A 20,075-nucleotide genomic window follows, 5' to 3' on the forward strand; every position below is an offset into this window, starting at 1 on the left:
AGATACACTATGGAAATTATGAATATGAAATTAAAAATAATGTCTACCTTATGGGAAAATACATATCGGGTAGCCATCGAAGACGGTCAAGACGGATATATCGCTACCTGTCGTGTAGTAGTCAATGTACCAATCGATCCATCAGAACTACCTCCTAATGCACCATCTGTAGAGCCTCAGATGTTCGTATTAGTTGAAGATTTTTCGTTTGATGCATCTAAGATTATAAATTTTGAGACTACATTGGCAGATTTATTGCGTGAGAAATTTAGATATCAAATTCCCCATATCTTCTTTTTCTATCCAAGTCCACATGATGTATTAAATCAAGAAATTACACAATCTTAATAAAGAAAAAAGCTATGTAATGAAAACATAGCTTTTTTTTATTTATTCTTCTCCGATTTCTTCTTCTACACGACTCAAGATAAAGCATAAATCAGAAAGTCGATTTAAATAGCGTAAATTAGACTCATGTACGCTTTCACCTTCATCTAATACGCGCCATAAATCACGTTCAGCACGACGAGCAACAGTTCTAGATACATGTAGATATGCAGAAGATTTATTTTCACCAGGTAAAATAAATTCTGCCAAAGGTTCTAATTTAGCATCAAAACGATCGATTACCTTTTCCAAATGTTTTACTTGTTGATCTGTAATTTGAGGCGCTTGATTTAAACTTGCAATATCTGCCATCAAAGTCCATAAAGAACGTTCTATATCAAGCAATTCAGCTTGGACCCTAACATTTTTGGCATATGCACGAGCTAAGCCTAAGAATGCTTGAAGCTCATCAATCGTACCATATGCTTCGACACGAAGAGACGATTTCTTAACCCGTTCTCCCGTATAAAGTCCAGTTGTACCTTGGTCGCCTGTTTTTGTATAAACGCTACTACTCATGGTTGTACCTCCTATTATATGTTATTTATATTCTGGAAACCATAATTGAATTTCACGTGCTGCTGATTCTACTGAATCAGATGCATGTACAACATTAGAATCCATAGTTAAGGCATAGTCACCACGAATACTACCTGGGGTGGCATCTATAGGATTAGTTGCTCCGTTAATGTTACGTACTGAAGTAACAGCATTCTTACCTGCTAGTACAAAAGCCAATACAGGCCCAGATGTAATGAAATCAACAAGTTCCCCAAAGAATGGTTTATCTTTATGTTCAGCATAATGCTCTTCTGCTAATTCGTTGGGAGCTTGAAGTAATTTCATAGCTTTAATTTGTAGACCTTTTCTTTCATAGCGTGTAAGAATTTCACCACATATATGACGTTTTACACCATCTGGTTTAATGAGAACTAAAGTTTCTTCCATAGTTAAACCTCCTCTATATTAGAATCTATAATGTGGATTTAAAGATAGTTTTTTGAGCTTAGCAATTCGATCTTGTGTACTTGGATGAGTGCTAAACAAATTGGATAAACTAGCACCAATACCCATCATAGGATTAATGATAAACATGTGAGCTGTTGCATTACTTGCATTAGGCAAAGTGCCATACTTGGAATATTCTTCTATTTTAGCCAATGCTGAAGCAAGTCCCATCGGATTTTTACTCAACATTGCGCCACCTTCATCAGCTAAGTATTCACGCGTACGAGAAATACTCATTTGAATCAAAGCAGCTGCTAAAGGAGCTAAAATAACCATCCCCAATAAGGCAAGTGGATTGACACTATCCTCTCTATCATCTGAACGGCCACCAAAAAACATACCAAAATGAGCGATTGTAGATATGGCACCAGCAATAATAGCAGCAATGGTACTAATTAAGGTATCACGATTTTTAACATGTGTTAACTCATGTCCTAACACACCTGCTAATTCATCATCAGTTAATAGACGTTGAATACCAGCAGTTACTGCTACAGCAGCATGTTCTGGATTTCGACCAGTAGCAAAAGCATTTGGTACATCCGTAGGAATGATATATACCCTTGGCATTGGTAAATTACCATTTTTCGCCAATTGTTCAACCATACCATAAAGTTTAGGATCTGATTGAGCTGTGACCTGTTGTGCATTATATTGCGCTAGTACGATTTTATCACTATACCAATATGATGCAATCGACATGCCTGCAGATATGATGAACATTAACATCATGCCCCGTGCACCGCCAAAAGCATCACCTAATAATACTAGTATCACTATTAAAGTAGCTAGTAACATTGTTGTTTTAAAATTATTCATAGAATCCTCCAACATAAGTTTTTGGACTATGCCTTAACTAAGATATATTATACCATATTTTGAATAGTTGTGGCTCCCACAGTGTCGGCCTCTAATACATATACCTTGTTCGCAATACCATGAAAATCAAAGATTTGTCCCATAGCATCAGCTACTGTTTGTACATGAGCTTTATCCGTATATGCAATCAGTGTAGACCCTGACCCACTAATCGTTGCACCATAAGCACCTGCCGCTTTTGCAGCAGCAAATACCTTATCACAATGTGGAATCAATGTTTTTCTATAAGGAACATGTAAATTATCTTCTAAGGCTACTTCTAAATTAGATAGTTTATTTGTAATCAAACTTGTTACAAATAGTGATGCATGGCTCACATTTTGAACGGCTTCTTTGAAAGGCACATGATTTGGTAATACAGAACGAGCATATTCTGTAGAGACTAATACCTCTGGCACCACTACGGCAAAATGTAATGATTCCGGTACAGGAATTACTGTATTCAATACCTTATCTTTCAAACCTGTAGCGCAGCATAGATTACCATAGATGGCGGGTGCTACATTATCAGGATGGCCTTCCATGCGATTTGCAATAATTAATAAATCTTCTTTTGAAAGTGGCTTTTTTACAAGATTATTGGCTAGTAATAAACCACCTACAATGGCAGTGCTACTACTGCCGAGGCCACGAGATGGTGGAATCAATGTTTCCGATGTTATATGTCCGTATTGAATTGGCTCTTGTGCCTTAGCAAACACTTGCTCTATAGCAATGCCAATAAGATTTTTTTTAGGATCTTCTTTTTCTAAGATATCTGCCCCATAACCATGAAATGTATAACTAAATGATGTAGCACTTTCATTAGGTGTAAATTCAAAAATATTATATAAATTTAAAGCTAGACCAAGGCAATCAAAACCAGGCCCGCAATTAGCACTTGTAGCGGGCACTTGTACACGAATAGTAGTCATAATGTTAGGCTTCCATAATTCTGATAACACTGCTTACTTCCTTCACAGAACGTAAGCTATTAAAGGAATCGATTAAGTTCAAAATATACGAGTGTGGACATTTAGATGTCACAATGGCTAGTACTGCAGTTTCAGGGTCTTTATTGCGTTGAACAATAGAGAGAACCGAGATTTTTTGCTCTGCCAATTTTGTAGCAATTTTAGCAAGAACACCTGTTTTATTATCAACTGCTAAGCGCATATAGTAGCTAGATTGGATTTTCCCTGGGGAGTATATATTTTTTTGATCAAAATAAAATGGTTTCAAGCGTCCTGTAGATTCAAAGGCAACATTCTTTGCTACTTCCATAATATCGCTCACAACGGAACTACCTGTAGGTAGACTTCCTGCACCACGACCATAGAACATAGCATCATCAATGCCATTGCCTTTAATATAAATAGCATTATACGAACCGCGTACAGATGCTAATGGATGTGTTAATGGTACAAAAGCTGGATATACATTAAGGGATAGGCCCTTTGAAGATTCTTTAGCAATACCAATAAGTTTAATATTATAACCAAACTCTTTACCGAAGGAAATATCCTCTGTATCTATTTTCGTAATACCTTCTACGGTTACATCTTCGAAGAATATACGACGATTAAAACTAATAGAAGCTAAAATAGCAAGCTTTCGAGCCGCGTCTAACCCTTCTACATCGGCAGTTGGATCCGCTTCCGCATACCCTAAATCTTGTGCTTCTTTTAATACATCGCTGTAGCTCAAACCTTCATCAGTCATCTTGGATAGGATAAAGTTTGTTGTACCATTCATAATACCAACTAGTTCGGTAATTCGGTTACCACCTAGAGATTCATATAATGTTCTGATGATTGGAATGCCACCTAGAACAGACGCTTCAAAACGTAAATCTACATTATTTTTATAGGCTAAATCAAATAAATATGGTCCAGCTTCAGCTAACAAATCCTTGTTGGCTGTAACAACGCTTTTGCCATGCTTTAATGCTGCTTCTACGCATTCCTTTGCAAAGGTGGTGCCACCCATTAATTCTACGACGATATCAATTGATTCGTCATTCATAACATCATCTATATTTGTTACATACTGCGCTGTACTAGGCAATGTAATATTGCTATATTTATCTGGCTTACGAACAAAAATCTTGGCAATCTCGATGTTAACACCACTTCGATTTTTTATTAATTCCACATTGTCTTGTAATAAATTAAATGTTCCTTGCGAAACAGTACCAAATCCTAATAAGGCTATTTTTATGGTCTTCATAATGGTTCTACTCTCTTCTAGATTGGTCTATGCATCAAAATAATTAAGCTTGACCTAAAATTTCTACTTTTATAATACCTTTCATATTTCGAATATCATGTAATAATTCCTCTAAAGAGCCTTGTAAATTTTTAGTTTCAAAGGAAATACTACTATTCGCAATGCCTTGTAATGGGATATCTTGATTGATAGTCAAAATACTGCCATTTTTATCGGCAATAGCTTTTAATACACTTGATAACATGCCAGATTCATTTGACATAGATACGGTAATACTAACAATTTTTCCTTGTGCAATTTCAAAAAATGGAAATACATAATCTTTATATTTATAATATGCAGAACGACTTAAATCCATTTTTTCAACAGCTTCATTTATTGTTTTTACTTCACCTAGTTTAAGAATTTCCTTTACCTTGATCGTTTTCTTGATTGCTTCTGGTAGAATATCTTCTTGAACTAAATAAAATTTATCTTTTTTTGGTTTTGACATACTAATTCTCCTTACCCTAATTCGATGTTTCTTGAGCAACAAATTGACGTCCATATAATGTTAATACCGCGTACATACCAATAAAAAATGGAAGATACTCTGCCATTACACGCCACGCAACAGCTATAATACCAACAGTACCACTTGGTACAAATGGTGCAAAAAGTATAATAAATAATCCTTCCGCTATACCTGTTCCCCCTGGTGTAGGTGCAAAATAGAGTATCAAATTTAACAGTATCATGCGATCTAATATAGTAACGACTGATACATCAGTGGTAAATGCAAACATCAATGCTGGTGCTATACAATATAAACACAATAGACTCAAGCCCGATTCAACAAACACAATAAACGATTGTGTGGGCTTTTTGTACAAAAGACCAAGACCTTGATTTAAGGTCTCTAGTTTTGCCAACCAATCCTTTGTTTTATGAGCCTTAAAACGCTGTGCTAAATTAAAAACGAATTTTCTCATATAAACTGTTTGAAGAATATATGTACCTAGCAAAGTAGCCAATACCGCTAAAAAAGAAAATAGTAGTAGCATATCTCTTGTGATGTACGGTATTTCTATAGCATCATATAAAAATACTATCGGTAACATAAGGACCAAAAACATGATTGAGAATACAGTTCGTATTAATACAATGGGAGTACCCCTACTGATAGGAACATTATAGCTTTTCAATACTAATACTTGTGCTACAGCACCACCACTAGCTCCTGGTGTAAGCATAGCCATGAAATAATTACTAAAAATAACACGTAGTACGGCTTTTATTGAAAGTTTATAACCACCTATTTTAACGAGTCGTTGTAGTCGCAATCCATCAAAATACATGCCTAATCCAAGAGCAAGTAATGCTAGTAATATAGATTCTCCATTAAAGGTAGAAATTGTTTTTAAAGCTTCTAGGTCAATGGTATAGTAAATGATTCCTAATGATACGGCAAATAGTAAAATAAACATACATATGCCGCGTCTCATCATCTTGCTCATATTATATCCCCATAATTAATGAGCTCTATTGCATGTTGATCAATGTATCTAAGAACGGTATCAGATGTCATAGCAGTCAATTCATCTTGCCAATGATAGTTCCATTTAAACTGCTCATTTAGCACTTTATTATTAATGCCAGGATGAGTCATAATTTCATGGGCACCAGATAGAGAGCTAACTTGTTTTAAAATTGATAATAACTCTGTTTCACCTAAAGCGCCACCATTAATCATACCCCAGAAGTATTGTGTAAAATAAATTCCTTTATCGCGAATGATAGGCAATGCTTGAGCAGCCACGGTGCTCAAACCACATTTCCCCATAATACGAACAGGATTATGCACACCATTCAAAAATGTTATTTTTTCATTTGGTACACGTATAGCTTTAATTTTATATCGCATAGCCTGTTCTAAAACTATAGGGAGAATGCTTGGTAGGACATGCATATGTTGGTGTCCATCAATATGAGTTACGTTTACACCAGATTCCATAATTTTGGAAACTTGATTTGTAATCTCTGTTCTCACTTCATCATAATTAATAGAGCCACTATATATGCGCTTCATAAACTCTATATAATTATCAACAAAAACACCTTCTTTTGTTACAAGACTAGGAATTTCACTAGGATCACTTACAGGGGCTATTCCTCCCACCAAAGCTATGTGAATACCTATACCCAACTTTGGATATTCCTTTGCCATATCTACTGCTTCTTTAAAAGCAGCACCACTTGCCAATATAGATGTGCTTGTAATAGCACCTTTAGTATGCCCTACGATAATACCTTCATTTATAGCTGAATGAAGGCCAAAATCGTCAGCATTTATAATTAATTTTGACATATGCGTGCCTCTTTATTCGTAAAAACGGGAAAACAATGTTCACCCAGAAAAGATATATGTTATTTTACCAAATACAGGTATATTAAATCAATACAAAATAGCAATACTTGTGTACTGGAAACGGACTTTTTATATCGTTTTCACATAATTTATATACCCTTCTATCATAGATAATCATATTTTATAGTACTATAGAAAATTATATACCCTGTCATCCAAAATGATCGATGACAGGGTATCGTTATAAGATATATTAAATTTGTTCTCTTACCTTATACATACATAGGGCGGCCGCAATTGATACATTTAAAGATTCTATATCACCATACATGGGAATTGTAATAGCCTGGTCACACATTTCAATAATGTCTCTAGACACTCCATTTCCTTCATTACCAAGTATAATCATGGTTCGTTTAGAATATGATATGGTATGATATGGCTTTGCATTGTCTAGTGAGGTAACATAGGTTTTTATCGTATTATCCTTTATAAAATCATAAAACTCAGATAATGTTACATCTTCAAAAATTGGAATATTGCAAAGCGCACTCATCGTACTGCGTACGCATTTTTCGTTAAAAGGATCTACGGTTCCTTTTAACAAGAATATACCTTTTGCACCAGCAGCCACAGCTGTACGAATTATGGTACCTAAGTTTCCCGGATCCTGTACACCATCTAGTGCGACATATAATCCATCCTCTACTATAAATGAATGCAAATCATTAACATATTTTTTCGCTATACCTAGTATACCCTGTCCATTTACAGAGTGCTCAATTTTATCAAATATTGGATCTTGTACTACATAGACGGAAGAAACAGTAAAACCTGTTTGCACTAATGGTTCCAATTCACTTCGCTTTGATTCTCTAATTAAAATAGAGCGCAAAAATCCTTTTTTTCCTATATCCGTTACAGCACGAATTCCTTCCACCGTATATTCACTAAATTTTTGCCGATATTTTCGCTGTTGTAAACTGATAATATGTTTTATAGTCTTATTGTCTTTCGATTGAATGTAATCTATTTTTGGTGATTCCATAACTCGTAAAAATCCCCCTTATGTTGCATAAGCTCATCAAATGTTCCATCTTCCACAATCTTACCATAAGAAAGAACTAGAATTCTATTTGCTTTTTGTACAGTTGATAAACGATGTGCTACATTTATAATTGTTTTTTCACCACGTATAGTTTCAATACTTTCTTGAATTTGTGATTCCGTATGACTATCGATATTTGCCGTAGCTTCATCAAGCAATAAAATAGGTCTATTTAAAATCAACGTTCTTGCAAAGGCTAATAATTGCTTTTGTCCATCTGATAATAGCGATCCCAAATATCCTACTGATGTTTGATATCCATCTGGCAAAGATTCAATCATATCGTGTAATTTGACCTTTTTGGTAGCGTCTATAATAGTATCCATAGAGATAGAGGAATCATATAAATTAAGATTATCTTGAATCGTCCCTTTAAATAAGTATGCATTTTGAAATACATAGCCCATAATATTTCTAATCATTGAAGAATCATATTGGCTAATATCATGACCATTAATATAAATGTTGCCTTTTGTAGGTCGCAATATTCCCATCAATAATGAAAGTAATGTTGATTTTCCACTACCAGATAGTCCTACAATACCAAGATACTCCCCTTTTTTTACTGTAAAAGAAATGTTATTCAAAGCATATACATCACTGTTATCATAGGAGTAATACACATCTCTTAATTCGATGGTATCAATCGTTTTAAATTCATTGGGAACAGTTGTTATCAACTCGCGCTTTGGTTCATCCAAAATAGGAATCAATCGTTCTGCACCGGCCAATGCACTTTGCAAGGAATTATATTTATCAGCAATTTCTTTCATAGGTTGAAAGAATCGATCCATATATTGTATAAATGCAAATACCGTACCTGCATCTGCTACGGATTCTAATAGATTTGTCATTGTAAAAATAACAATGAGTGCCACAAAGAACAAACCATTTACGAGAGGTCTAAAAATAGAAAAGGTTGTAACCTCAAATATACCGGCTTTTAAAAACTCACGATTAACAGAATCGTACCGTTGTTCAATACTTCTTTCACCTAAATAAGTTTTTACAATTAATATGTAATTCAACAATTCTTTGATGCTCGAATTAGATGCTGCTACAGAAGAACGAACTTGTCTAAAAGCTTTTCTGGAGAATTTTTGATACACCCAGATAATACATCCCATGATAGGAATTAACAAGGTCATAACAATTGCTAAGGGCACATTAATGGCATACATAAAAGCTAATATACCTAAAATCATCAATGCACTACTTATAAGTTTTAGCAATACATCTGTATATAATGTACGCAATGATTCTACATCATTAGTAATACGGGTTACCCAATTACCTATAGGCAAAGACTGAAAATCTTCAGCGGATTTATGAAGAATTTTTTCAAATACCGTACTGCGTATATGAAAAATAATCTTCTGCCCAAATGTAGATAATAAATAGTTTTGCAAGAGGATAAAGACAATGCTGCCAACTATAGTTAATGCATATAATCCAGCATAATGCTGAATAGTATTCAAATCTTTCATAGCAAAGCCTAAATCAATAGCTTGTTTCGAAAGATAGGGACGTATGAGTGAGCATAATAGATTGCTAATAAGAGCTATACTAGCTAAAATAAGGAGCCATAAATAAGGCTTAATATATCGCGTTAAGTATGCAAACAGACGCCAATCATTATATTTTAATTTCATTACTTGGCCTCCTTATTTTGAGCAGTATACATTTGATAATATAAACCTTTTAGATCCATTAATTCATCGTGTGTTCCTACCTCACGAATCATCCCATCGTCAAATACAATAATGCGATCTGCCTGTTTTATAACCTCTAGTCGTTGTGAGATGCACAAAATTGTTTTATCTGTTATGGATCGTAATGTGTGTAGTATTTCATCCACTGTTATAGTATCTAATGCAGAAAAGCAATTGTCTAACAATAAGTATGGTGCATTCTTATAAAATCCTCGTGCAATATTGATACGTTGTTTTTGACCACCTGATAAATCACGGCCTTCTTCAGCCAATACACTTAATGGATTTTCTAAATCTTCACCTAAGTCCCTGTATAGTTGAGCTTTATGTGCTGCCTCAGAGACTGTAAGATGATTTGGATTTTCATAACCAAAGCTGATATTATCCGCAATTGTAGAACTTAATAAATATGATTGTGTAGGCACATAAGACATGGAGTTTCGCACAGTTCCAATTGGAAGTGACGTAATATCTTGATTATTAATATATATCGTTTTTGCCGGTGCTTTTTGCAACCCTAGTAACAACTTAAATAATGTGCTCTTACCAGAACCTGGTTTCCCTACAATACCGATGAATTCACCTTTATTAAAGGTAATATTGACTTGCCGTAATGCAGGTGCTTTTGAGTCATCATGGGTGAATGTTAAATATCGAATATCTATATCGCCTAGTGATAGTTGTTTACCATCTGTATCATTACACTCTACGGGCAAACTCATAAATGCGACAATACGGTCAAGAGATGCAAGGCCCTTTTGAACGATAGCAACAAGAGAGCCAAGAGAGATTAAAGGTCCGATGATAAGCATAATAAAAGCATTGATTGTAACGAACTCACCGACAGTCATAAGACCTTCTACAGCTAACGTACCACATATATACATACTAATACTGATACAAATGAAAGGTGCAATCATGGTTAGAGGTGATAAGATAGCATCAAGAATAGCTACACTCATATTATCAGAATAATTTTTCTTGTTAATACGATTAAACAATCCTCCTATAATGGATTCTTTATTAAACGCCCTAATGACGTCCATACCTTGGAATAATTCTTGGCCAAACTCAGTCATATCACTATATGTGGTTTGCGCCTGACGTTGTTTCTTTCGTAAGCGTCGACCTAGTGTAAAAATTGAACCTAAAATAAAAATAACCGGTGTCATAATCTTTAAGGCTAAAATAAAATCTATTTTTTGAATTAATATGATAGAGCCCAATATAGAATATAAAATAATATCAACGACGATCATAACACCTAAACCTAGGGCAACGCGCAATGATGTAACATCATTTGTCATCAAAGCCATTACCTTACCAGGTCCATTAACATCATAATATGTAGTAGGGATTTCTAAAGCACGAGCACATAATTTTTGGCGGAATAAATACTCCATACGTCGGATAGATCCTAATAATGTTCTACGTGATATAACTTTCAATACAGTAATAATGATTAATAAACCAATAAAATACAATATATAATGGGTTAATCCCTCTTTATTATGACTCAATGTATCGATGGCACTACCAATTAATTGTGGTACGATTAAAAAAGCTACATCGATTGCGATTAGCATAGTTAATCCGATGAGATAATATATACCTTCACGACGAAAAAATTCCTTGAAAATTGCATATGGGTTCATCGACTACCTCCTGTTTTCTTTCTATCGTACCATTTACTACATAATTCTTCTACCAAAAACATTAAACTGAACTATATCCAAAATAATAGCAAACTATATCGAAAAAATTAGTTTACTAAAATGGATAGAAATGGTATACTAACCATAGAAACATTGTTTAATCTATTTAGTATATAAACTCTTAGGAGGAATGAAACATGGAAAAACGTACTGGTGTTGTAACATTTGCAGGTAACCCTATTACATTGGTGGGCCCAGAAATTAAAGTAGGTCAACAAGCACCTGATTTCACTGTATTATCTAATGATTTACAACCTAAAACTTTGAAAGATTATGAAGGTAAAGTAAAGGTAATTTCCGTAGTACCTTCTCTTGATACTGGCGTATGTGATGCACAAACTCGTTGGTTCAACCAAGATGCAACAGGTTTATCTAATGATGTTGTAGTATTGACAATTTCTATGGACCTTCCATTTGCTCAAAAACGTTGGTGCGGTGCTGCAGGCGTAGATAAAGTAGAAACATTGTCTGACCACAAAGATGCTTCTTTCGGTACAAACTATGGTTTCTTAATCGAAGAATTACGTCTATTATCTCGTGGTGTTGTAGTTATCAACAAAGATAACAAAGTAACATATGTTGAATATGTACCAGAAGTAACTCAAGCTGTTAATTTCGATGCAGCATTAGAAGCAATCAAAGCTGATATCTAATATCGCCTACTATTAAGGCCGTACAATGTACGGCCTTTTTCTTTTCATGGGAGTTATGTATGTGGATTAAATTTTCAAAACTATTATTAACGATAAAAAATATCGCCCTTCTCGGCGTTGGTATAGCCTTGTGTATCGCTTTAGTCAATTCACTTATTAATTTAGGTGTTATTACATGGGCAAATATTAATGGTGAAAGTACATATTACAATCTTATTGAAGAATTAATTACCTTCTTCCTCTATTTTGAGTTTATTGCGTTGATTGTAAAATACTTTAAAAATAATTTTCACTTTCCTCTAGACTTTTTCCTCTATATTGGTATTACGGCCATTGTTCGATCAGTAATTATTGCCCATGATACAGCCTTTGACATCCTCATATGGGCTATCTCTATTTTTGTGCTCGTATGTAGTTTAGTATTGGTAAAAAGATATATTGGTCACGATGAATAATATAATTATTTATGATTCTATAGTACGCAAAAAGGTCCTACCGGTATTCGGTAGGACCTTTCTTAATATCCAAAAGATTAGAAAATATTTTTGCTGTAATTAGCGTATTTAGCTTCTAATTCTTCCATTTTGTCATTCATTTCGATTTGTAATGCAGATGCAGTATCATAATCTTCAGATTGTAAAGCTTCTACAATACGTGTGAACAAGGATTTGCGATCATCGCTATCTTTTGCAAGATAGAAACGTAAGTCATTAACTTCTGCAAAACGTTTGTCATCAATGCTATTGCGGCTATCTGTGTGAATAGATACCATTTTACGTACTGTATCCATATTATCAGGAATGATACGGTGAGCCAATACGAGTTTCCAACGTTTCAAGATAGATGCAATGAAGGAATCCATTAAGTCATGAGCAAATGCATCACCTTGTGCTAATGTATTTACAAGTTCAGGATTATTTTTATAACCTTTAATGTTTTCCCATACTGTTGCAGGAGCTACGCCGAACATTTGATTACGTTCTTCTTGAGTGTAGTCTTCGAATACATCTTTTTCAGAACGGAATGCACGTTCTTTAGGTAAGTAATCTGCATCTTGACCAGCTTCTTTGGAAAGTTCTGCTTCCAATTGAGCTTGAGTTTTACCACTTGTAATGGCATATTTCATACCATCAAATGCAGAGATGAAAATCAATGCTAATGCAGTGTATGTATTTGTATAAGGGTTTGGAGAACGCAATTCGTAACGTGTAGCCATTGGATTGTCGATATCGCGAATCAAACCGCAAAGGATTGTACGGTTACGGCTTGGTTCAGAAGGATCGTTACCTAAGGAAGTTACGATACAAACTGGAGCTTCGAAACCAGGTTTCAAACGATTCAAGGAATCTGTTGTAGAACTGATGAATGGGTTAATAGCTTCATAGTGTTTCAATAGACCCATGATGGCACCAATACCCAAGGAGCTAGCAGATTCTTTTTTCATATCTTCTGGGCTGAACAAGTTAACAAGTTTGCCAGATTTTAATTTTGCCATTACCCCAAAGTGCGTATGTTCACCAGAACCAGCAACACCGATAATTGGTTTTGCATTGAATGTTACATCAAGACCATTTTCACGGAATACTTCACGAACGATAATACGAGCTTGTAATTCGTTATCTGCTGTTTGTAATGGGTTACCAGAGAATTTCCAGTCGATTTCCAATTGTTCCAATACAACGGATTCATGACCATCTTCATCAAGTTTAGCTTTTACACCACCAACTTCTTTATGGCCCATTTCAGCTTCCATACCGTATTGATCAAGACGTTCTACGGCTTGTTCCAATGCAGTCCGAACAGTGCCGTGTGTACGTTGCCAGTATTGTTCTTGCAAACGTTGAGAAACGGACAATTCTTTTTTAGTAACTGTTTTGGAAGGTGTTTTTACCCAGAATTCTAATTCAGTAGCAGATGTGAAAACGATATCTACCACATCATCAGCTTTCACATGAGGCATACCAGGTACACCTTTTTCTTTGATCAATGATAACAATTCTGCACGAACATAGTCACAGCTGCGTTTCAAGATAGAACGAGAATCTACATAGCGGTAATTATGCATCAAGAATGCTGGAATACGAAGTGTACCAGTTGGCAAACCTGTTGCTTCATCAATGTTTTCGTAGTTGTAATCAACAAACCAATTTACACTTGGGTCACCCCACATATCAACACGAGCGTTGTTCAATGTAGCGATGTTAGTCAATACTACAGAGGAACCGTCAGTTTGAACGGCACGGCCTTCAAAGAATGCTTCATAATCATCAAAGAATGCAGCCATTGGGATTTTTTCATCTGTATCATTACCAGCTAAGTCGATACCTACTAAAGATACGAATTTAATTTCTGGATGTTGTTCTAATAGAGATAAAACACCTTCTTTACCATATTGACCTGCAGGAATGTAATACAATAATTCTTTTGTAGCCATAATTGTTCCTCCTAAACTATAAAAATAGACTCCAACAATATAGATATACAAACTGCATACCTATCCAGTGGAGTCTTCATTGACTAATTATTTTCTTGAATACATATTACCATAGTGAGAAAATTCTTGTCAATAAATTTCTATAGAATTTTATATGAATATTAGCCTAATAGTTCCTTAACGATGGTATTTACTAATTTACCATCTGCACGGCCTTTAGTATGTGGCATAACATGTTTCATAACGTTACCCATATTTACATTATCTCCGCACTCAGCAATGGCTTTTTTTACAACATCGCGAATTTCATCTTCTGTCATTTGCGCTGGCATATATTTTTGAAGAACAGCTATTTCTTCCTTAACATGACTAATTAGATCTTCACGACCTGCCTTTTCAAATTCTGTAAGAGAATCTTGGCGTGTTTTCATTTCTTTAGCTAAAATGCCTAATACACCATTATCATCAAGTTCAATTTTATCATTTATTTCTGTATTTTTAATGGCACTATTGACCATACGAATAACAGATAAAGCTATTTTGCCTTCTTCTCGAGCCTTCATAGCAGCTTTCATATCTTCTTTTAATTGATCTTTTAAACTCATGGGAACCTCCTATACGACTCAAACATTAAATAAATATTAGTATCTTAAGAACTAATATATATAAAGAAACCCTAATTCTGGATTTCATGAAGCCATGAAAAGGCAGAATTAGGGTAATCATCTTATGCTCTGAATTTGCGTTTTCTTGCTGCTTCAGATTTTTTCTTTCTTTTTACGCTTGGTTTTTCGTAGTGTTCGCGTTTTCTTACTTCAGACAAAACACCTGCTTTTTGGCAGGAGCGTTTGAATCGACGAAGAGCACTTTCAAGCGTTTCGTTTTTACCGACTTTAATTTCAGACATCTATATCCCTCCCTCCAAAATTAATCTCAGGGAAGTGCTGATAATTTTATTTACGCACATATACATATTATATGTAGAACACTAGGTTCTGTCAATATATACCGCTATATTTTATAGGAATTTTATTACAAATCAATATTTTTTGATGTCTTACAACGTTAAAATCAATAATTTTCCTATTATAAGCTATTAAGCTTCAGGCCACCCCATTTCTTCGCCACCTAATAGGTGAGCATGCATATGGAATACACTTTGACCAGCTTTTTCGCCAGTATTAAAAATCAAGCGATAACCATCCTTGGAAATACCAAGCTCTTTTGCCACATCACGAACAAATGGTAATAGACCTTCAACATAATCTTCATTCTTCTCAGTAATATGAGCAATATTAGCTACATGATTTTTAGGAACGATGAGTACATGAACTTTTTTTACAGGTTCAATATCATAAAAAGCATAGAATTTATCGTTTTCTAATACTTTTTTGGATGGAATTTCGCCGTTAATAATTTTACAAAAAATACAGTCGCTCATGGGGACCTCCTCTATCTTATTCAATGATTACAAAATCTTTTTCAACAGCCACCACAGTACCGCCTATAAGATCACCTATAGAGTGTTGACCATCTGATTTAACTCTACCATGAATATATTCATTTGTTAAGCCTGTATAATATCCATTTTCCTCTTTTTCAATGAGGATTTCACCAGGTTTACCTATACGAGATGTTGCATACGCATGTAAACCTTTTTCGCTTATATCATTTAACAATGCTACACGTGTTTTTTTTACAGCTTCTGGAACTTGATTTGGCATTGTTGCAGCCGGTGTACCTTTACGAATTGAATATGGGAATGCATGAATATGAGTAAAACCAATTTCTTTTACCGTATTCATCGTCTCGTCGAAATCATCGTCTGTTTCTTGAGGAAAACCTGCAATGATATCTGTTGTAATAGATAAATCAGGTATGCGCATTCTAAGAGTTTTGATTAAGTCCTTATACTCTTGTAATGTATAATGACGTTTCATCAATTGTAAAACATGATCAGAACCAGCTTGTAGAGGTAAATGTAAATGTGGGCATACACGTTTATCAGTAGCCATTAATTCTATGAGTTCATCCGATACTTCAACAGACTCAATAGAACCAAAACGTATGCGATGTAAGTTTGGAATTTCTAAAAGAGCTTTTACCACATCAGCTAATGTGGGTCGATTAGGTAATTCTACACCGTAGTTACCGAGATGAATACCTGTTAAAACGATTTCGTGGAATCCATGGTCAACGAGACGTTTAGCTTCATTGACGATATCCTCAACTTTACGGGACTTTAACTTACCGCGGGTATAAGGAATAATACAAAAGGCACAGTAGTTGTTACATCCTTCTTGTATTTTCATAAAAGCTCTCGATTTATCGGATTCATTGCCAAATAATGGCATTTCCTCAAAATTAGATTCTTTCATAATGTCTCGAACAGCATTGATTTGACGTTCTGTTGTCTCAAGCTGTTCTACAAGTTCGACGATTTTTGAACGATTATTGGTGCCAATTACGAGATTAACACCATCAATGGCTGCGATCGTATCCGGATCCAATTGAGCATAACAACCGGTAACTATAACGTACGCATCTTGATTTTGACGTTTAGCTTTACGTATCAATTGGCGAGACTTTTTTTCACCCATATTGGTAACAGAACATGTATTAATCACGTAGATATCCGCTTTTTCATCAAAATCTACAGCTTCATAATTATGTTGTAAAAATAACCCTTTCATCGCGTCGGTATCATATTGATTTACACGACAGCCTAAGGTTGTAAAGGCAACGGTTTTCATTGCACCTCCCAATTCTTTATATATACCATACAAGATCTGTATCTAATGTTTTATAATTCTAATTCATAGTGAATCATAGATAATGTAGCAATAGCCGCCGTTTCAGCACGTAATATGGTGTGACCTAACGTAACTGATTGACCACCACATTCTATGATATCATTGATTTCTTTCTCTTGAAAGCCCCCTTCAGGGCCAATACAAATTAAGATATCCCTATTAGTAGAATCACTATTAATAGCCTTTAAAGCATCTTTAATGGTATAGCCCGCTTCATTTTCATAGGCAACCAACTTTAAAGATTCAGATTCGATGTCTAATACATTCGAAAGTGGCTCGCCTACAACGAGCGTAGGTAACTGTGTGCGCCCACATTGTTGAGAAGCTTCCAACATAATCTTTTCCCAACGACTATATTTTGACTGTAATTTTTTTGCATCGTACTTAGCAACGCAATTCAATGTGGGCACAAGATATACGGTATCGACATTAAGCTCTGTAGCTTTTTGTAAAACCCATTCTAATTTTTCACCTTTTAAATAAGATTGTACTAATATGGTTCTATACATTGATGTAGACGCATCAATATATTCTATAAGACTAGCTTGTGCTAGGCCATTTATCTCATCATCGATCTGATAGATACCACAACGGTTATCGCTACCTGTAACAGTAATTGGTTTCTCTATATTATGGCGAAATACATGTAATATATGATGAGTCACATCTTTAGGTAATACAATGGATTCATCTAATGGTGTAGGAATAAATATCTTTTTCATCGTTTTTCTAGCGCAAATGTATGCCAAGGTCCAGCAATGCGCTCCTCAATAATATGCCAATCTTTATTAATATAAGGCATAATCTCATCATACCTATCATCAATAATACCACTAATGATGAGAATACCTTTATCATCGAGCTTTTTACCAATTTGTGGCAATAAAATTTTTAAAGGATCTACTGTTAAATTCGCTAAAATCAATTGAGCCGTACCCTTAAAATCAGTATCCAAATTACCACAAATGATATCCGCTACGACATGATTATTATCACAATTAATTCTTGCCTGTTTAGCTGCATATTCTTCTATATCGATGCCTACAAGATGTTTTATACCCATATGAGCAGCTACTAACAACAGAATGCCTGTTCCCGTCCCTATATCTAAACATGTAACAGAATCTAAATCCATAGATTTACTATAGTCATGTAAAAGTTCTGCACAAGTTCTCGTAGTTTCATGTGAACCAGTACCAAATGATATATCCGAATCGATTTCGATAATGGCCTTATTATATTCATTATCATATTCTTGCCATGCAGGTTTGATTATTAAATTAGGTAGTATTTCTGTGGGTTCTATATACTGTTGCCAAGAATTGAACCATGTAGACTCATCTAACATATGTGCATCTATTGATGTGATTTCGATATTGATTTCGTTAAGACGCCGCTTTATATCAGACTCAATCGTGTTAGGATCTAATGCTGCATCAGCATAAAGCGTTAATTGTACTAAATTCGGTTGATTATCTACATCTTCTTCTATAATTCCATTGTCTGCATAATCGCCAAAAAGAGTAGTCACCTCATCGGTGGCTACTCTTTCACAGACAATAGATATTTCTATCCATTGCATATTGTGCTCCTTAGCTATTGATGCGCAGGAACAAACCATTCACGCATCAGAGCTGTTCATTTAGTTAAACAATCCTTGATTTTTTCAAATAAACTTTTACTAACTTGTAAGTTATTTACATCTTCATTACTTTCTTTTGCAAATCGAAGCAATAATTCACGTTGTGTATCAGTTAATTTTTTAGGCGTTTGTACAGTAACGATTACATGTTGATCGCCACGTTGTTTAGGATTGCGTAGATATGGAATACCTTTGCCCTTGAGTCTGAATGCAGTTCCCGTTTGAGTGCCTTCTGGGATCTTTAATTCTACTTTACCATCTAAGGTATTCACTTGTATAGTCGCACCTAATGCAGCTTGTGCAAAGCTGATAGTAACACGACTGATAACATCATTGCCATTACGTTCAAATTCTTTATGAGGGCGTACGTAAATGTAAACGTATAAGTCACCTTTTGGACCACCTAATATACCCGGTTCCCCTTCATTAGAAACGCGTAGACGAGATCCGTTATCTACACCAGCTGGAATCTTAATATCGATTTTTCGTTTTACTAAGATTTCACCAGATCCACGACATTTGGAACAAGGTTTTTCAATGACCTTACCAGAGCCATGGCAACGAGAACAAGTACGAGCAGATTGCATACGACCAAATGGTGTATTTTGAATAACAACCTCTTGACCAGAGCCATGACAATTAGGGCATGTATCAACCTTAGATCCAGGTTCACCGCCGGTCCCGTGACAATGATTACATTCTTCATGACGTTGAATGTTGATTGCCATGGATTTACCAAAGGCAGCATCCTCAAAGGATATATCTATATCTTCACGAAGATCATTGCCTTTTTGAGGACCATGTTGTTGGTGTCCACCACCAAACATGCCGCCAAAGAAATCACCGAAGATATCACTGAAGCCACCAGCCTGACCACCGAAACCGCCAAAGCCACCTTGGAAACCACCGGCCCCAGCGCCGCCTCCTTGTTTGAAGGCGTCGTGGCCGAATTGGTCATATTGAGCTTTTTTAGTTTCATCAGACAATACTTCGTAAGCTTCGTTAGCTTCTTTGAATTTTGCTTCTGCTTCCTTTGGATTATCTTTATTTACATCTGGATGGTATTGGCGAGCCTTTTTACGGAAGGCTTTTTTAATTTCATCTTGGGTTGCATTTTTGCTTACCCCTAAGATGTCATAATAATCTCGTGCCATTAGTTACCAACCCTT

Annotated in this window: 22 protein-coding genes; 3 read left to right on the forward strand and 19 right to left on the reverse strand. The window is 35.2% G+C overall.

What is annotated here, in order from left to right; translation table 11 throughout:
- Positions 1–9 precede the first annotated feature (9 nt).
- Positions 10–348: a hypothetical protein gene (locus tag O3617_RS01295; RefSeq protein ID WP_371448191.1), complete on the forward strand. Its 339-nt coding sequence runs from the start codon at positions 10–12 to the stop codon at positions 346–348.
- Between the two features lie 42 nt (positions 349–390).
- Here the strand turns inward: O3617_RS01295 and O3617_RS01300 are convergent, their stop codons facing one another.
- The 11 genes from O3617_RS01300 to O3617_RS01350 form a co-directional block, all read right to left on the reverse strand.
- The gene (locus tag O3617_RS01300) at positions 391–906 is read right to left on the reverse strand and encodes a cob(I)yrinic acid a,c-diamide adenosyltransferase (RefSeq protein ID WP_371448192.1); all 516 of its coding nucleotides are present in this window, start codon (positions 904–906) and stop codon (positions 391–393) included.
- Positions 907–927: 21 nt separating this feature from the next.
- On the reverse strand, positions 928–1,335 hold the full coding sequence (gene ndk, locus O3617_RS01305; protein WP_371448194.1) for a nucleoside-diphosphate kinase: 408 nt from the start codon (positions 1,333–1,335) through the stop codon (positions 928–930).
- Between the two features lie 18 nt (positions 1,336–1,353).
- Positions 1,354–2,214 carry a zinc metalloprotease HtpX gene (gene htpX, locus O3617_RS01310; RefSeq protein ID WP_371448195.1) on the reverse strand — a complete coding sequence of 287 codons (861 nt, stop codon included), beginning with the start codon at positions 2,212–2,214 and terminating at the stop codon, positions 1,354–1,356.
- A 47-nt stretch (positions 2,215–2,261) separates the two neighbouring features.
- Positions 2,262–3,188, reverse strand: coding sequence for a homoserine kinase (thrB, locus tag O3617_RS01315; RefSeq protein WP_371448197.1), 927 nt, complete (start codon positions 3,186–3,188; stop codon positions 2,262–2,264).
- Between the two features lie 4 nt (positions 3,189–3,192).
- A complete protein-coding gene (locus tag O3617_RS01320) occupies positions 3,193–4,482 on the reverse strand; it encodes a homoserine dehydrogenase (protein WP_371448198.1) in 1,290 nt (429 codons plus the stop codon).
- Between the two features lie 43 nt (positions 4,483–4,525).
- On the reverse strand, positions 4,526–4,975 hold the full coding sequence (locus tag O3617_RS01325) for an ACT domain-containing protein (RefSeq protein WP_059362422.1): 450 nt from the start codon (positions 4,973–4,975) through the stop codon (positions 4,526–4,528).
- 16 nt (positions 4,976–4,991) lie between these two features.
- Positions 4,992–5,978, reverse strand: coding sequence for a YbhN family protein (locus O3617_RS01330; RefSeq protein WP_371448200.1), 987 nt, complete (start codon positions 5,976–5,978; stop codon positions 4,992–4,994).
- A complete protein-coding gene (locus O3617_RS01335) occupies positions 5,975–6,829 on the reverse strand; it encodes a ChbG/HpnK family deacetylase (protein WP_371448202.1) in 855 nt (284 codons plus the stop codon). Before O3617_RS01335 ends, O3617_RS01330 begins: the two co-directional genes overlap by 4 nt.
- A 253-nt stretch (positions 6,830–7,082) precedes the next feature.
- Positions 7,083–7,877: a TrmH family RNA methyltransferase gene (locus O3617_RS01340; protein ID WP_371448203.1), complete on the reverse strand. Its 795-nt coding sequence runs from the start codon at positions 7,875–7,877 to the stop codon at positions 7,083–7,085.
- Positions 7,859–9,589 (reverse strand): ABC transporter ATP-binding protein, encoded by a 1,731-nt coding sequence (locus O3617_RS01345; protein ID WP_371448204.1) that lies wholly within the window; start codon positions 9,587–9,589, stop codon positions 7,859–7,861. Before O3617_RS01345 ends, O3617_RS01340 begins: the two co-directional genes overlap by 19 nt.
- Entirely contained in the window at positions 9,589–11,304 is a 1,716-nt protein-coding gene (locus tag O3617_RS01350; protein WP_371448206.1) for an ABC transporter ATP-binding protein, read from the reverse strand. The genes O3617_RS01345 and O3617_RS01350 overlap by 1 nt, the downstream gene beginning before the upstream one ends.
- Positions 11,305–11,501: 197 nt before the next feature.
- On the opposite strand from O3617_RS01350, the gene tpx reads away from it, so the two are divergent.
- Both tpx and O3617_RS01360 read left to right on the forward strand, forming a co-directional pair.
- Positions 11,502–12,017: a thiol peroxidase gene (gene tpx / locus O3617_RS01355; protein ID WP_371448207.1), complete on the forward strand. Its 516-nt coding sequence runs from the start codon at positions 11,502–11,504 to the stop codon at positions 12,015–12,017.
- A 59-nt stretch (positions 12,018–12,076) separates the two neighbouring features.
- Positions 12,077–12,472, forward strand: a complete 396-nt coding sequence (locus O3617_RS01360; protein WP_371447085.1) for a phosphate-starvation-inducible protein PsiE — start codon at positions 12,077–12,079, stop codon at positions 12,470–12,472.
- Positions 12,473–12,549: 77 nt separating this feature from the next.
- Here O3617_RS01360 and O3617_RS01365 read toward each other — a convergent pair whose 3' ends face one another.
- The 8 genes from O3617_RS01365 to dnaJ form a co-directional block, all read right to left on the reverse strand.
- A complete protein-coding gene (locus tag O3617_RS01365; protein WP_323725814.1) occupies positions 12,550–14,451 on the reverse strand; it encodes a glutamine synthetase in 1,902 nt (633 codons plus the stop codon).
- Positions 14,452–14,612: 161 nt separating this feature from the next.
- Positions 14,613–15,056: a GatB/YqeY domain-containing protein gene (locus O3617_RS01370; protein WP_005379010.1), complete on the reverse strand. Its 444-nt coding sequence runs from the start codon at positions 15,054–15,056 to the stop codon at positions 14,613–14,615.
- 122 nt (positions 15,057–15,178) lie between these two features.
- Positions 15,179–15,358, reverse strand: coding sequence for a 30S ribosomal protein S21 (gene rpsU / locus O3617_RS01375; RefSeq protein WP_004695751.1), 180 nt, complete (start codon positions 15,356–15,358; stop codon positions 15,179–15,181).
- A 189-nt stretch (positions 15,359–15,547) separates the two neighbouring features.
- Positions 15,548–15,892: a histidine triad nucleotide-binding protein gene (locus tag O3617_RS01380; protein WP_316580245.1), complete on the reverse strand. Its 345-nt coding sequence runs from the start codon at positions 15,890–15,892 to the stop codon at positions 15,548–15,550.
- A gap of 16 nt (positions 15,893–15,908) precedes the next feature.
- Positions 15,909–17,204 (reverse strand): tRNA (N(6)-L-threonylcarbamoyladenosine(37)-C(2))-methylthiotransferase MtaB, encoded by a 1,296-nt coding sequence (gene mtaB, locus O3617_RS01385; protein ID WP_371448209.1) that lies wholly within the window; start codon positions 17,202–17,204, stop codon positions 15,909–15,911.
- Positions 17,205–17,254: 50 nt separating this feature from the next.
- Entirely contained in the window at positions 17,255–17,986 is a 732-nt protein-coding gene (locus O3617_RS01390) for a 16S rRNA (uracil(1498)-N(3))-methyltransferase (RefSeq protein ID WP_371448210.1), read from the reverse strand.
- Positions 17,983–18,846 carry a 50S ribosomal protein L11 methyltransferase gene (locus O3617_RS01395; protein ID WP_371448211.1) on the reverse strand — a complete coding sequence of 288 codons (864 nt, stop codon included), beginning with the start codon at positions 18,844–18,846 and terminating at the stop codon, positions 17,983–17,985. Before O3617_RS01395 ends, O3617_RS01390 begins: the two co-directional genes overlap by 4 nt.
- A 56-nt stretch (positions 18,847–18,902) precedes the next feature.
- The gene (dnaJ, locus tag O3617_RS01400) at positions 18,903–20,060 is read right to left on the reverse strand and encodes a molecular chaperone DnaJ (protein ID WP_371448212.1); all 1,158 of its coding nucleotides are present in this window, start codon (positions 20,058–20,060) and stop codon (positions 18,903–18,905) included.
- Positions 20,061–20,075 lie beyond the last annotated feature (15 nt).

This window comes from Veillonella sp. 27098_8_77, from assembly GCF_041431535.1.
GTDB lineage: Bacteria > Bacillota > Negativicutes > Veillonellales > Veillonellaceae > Veillonella.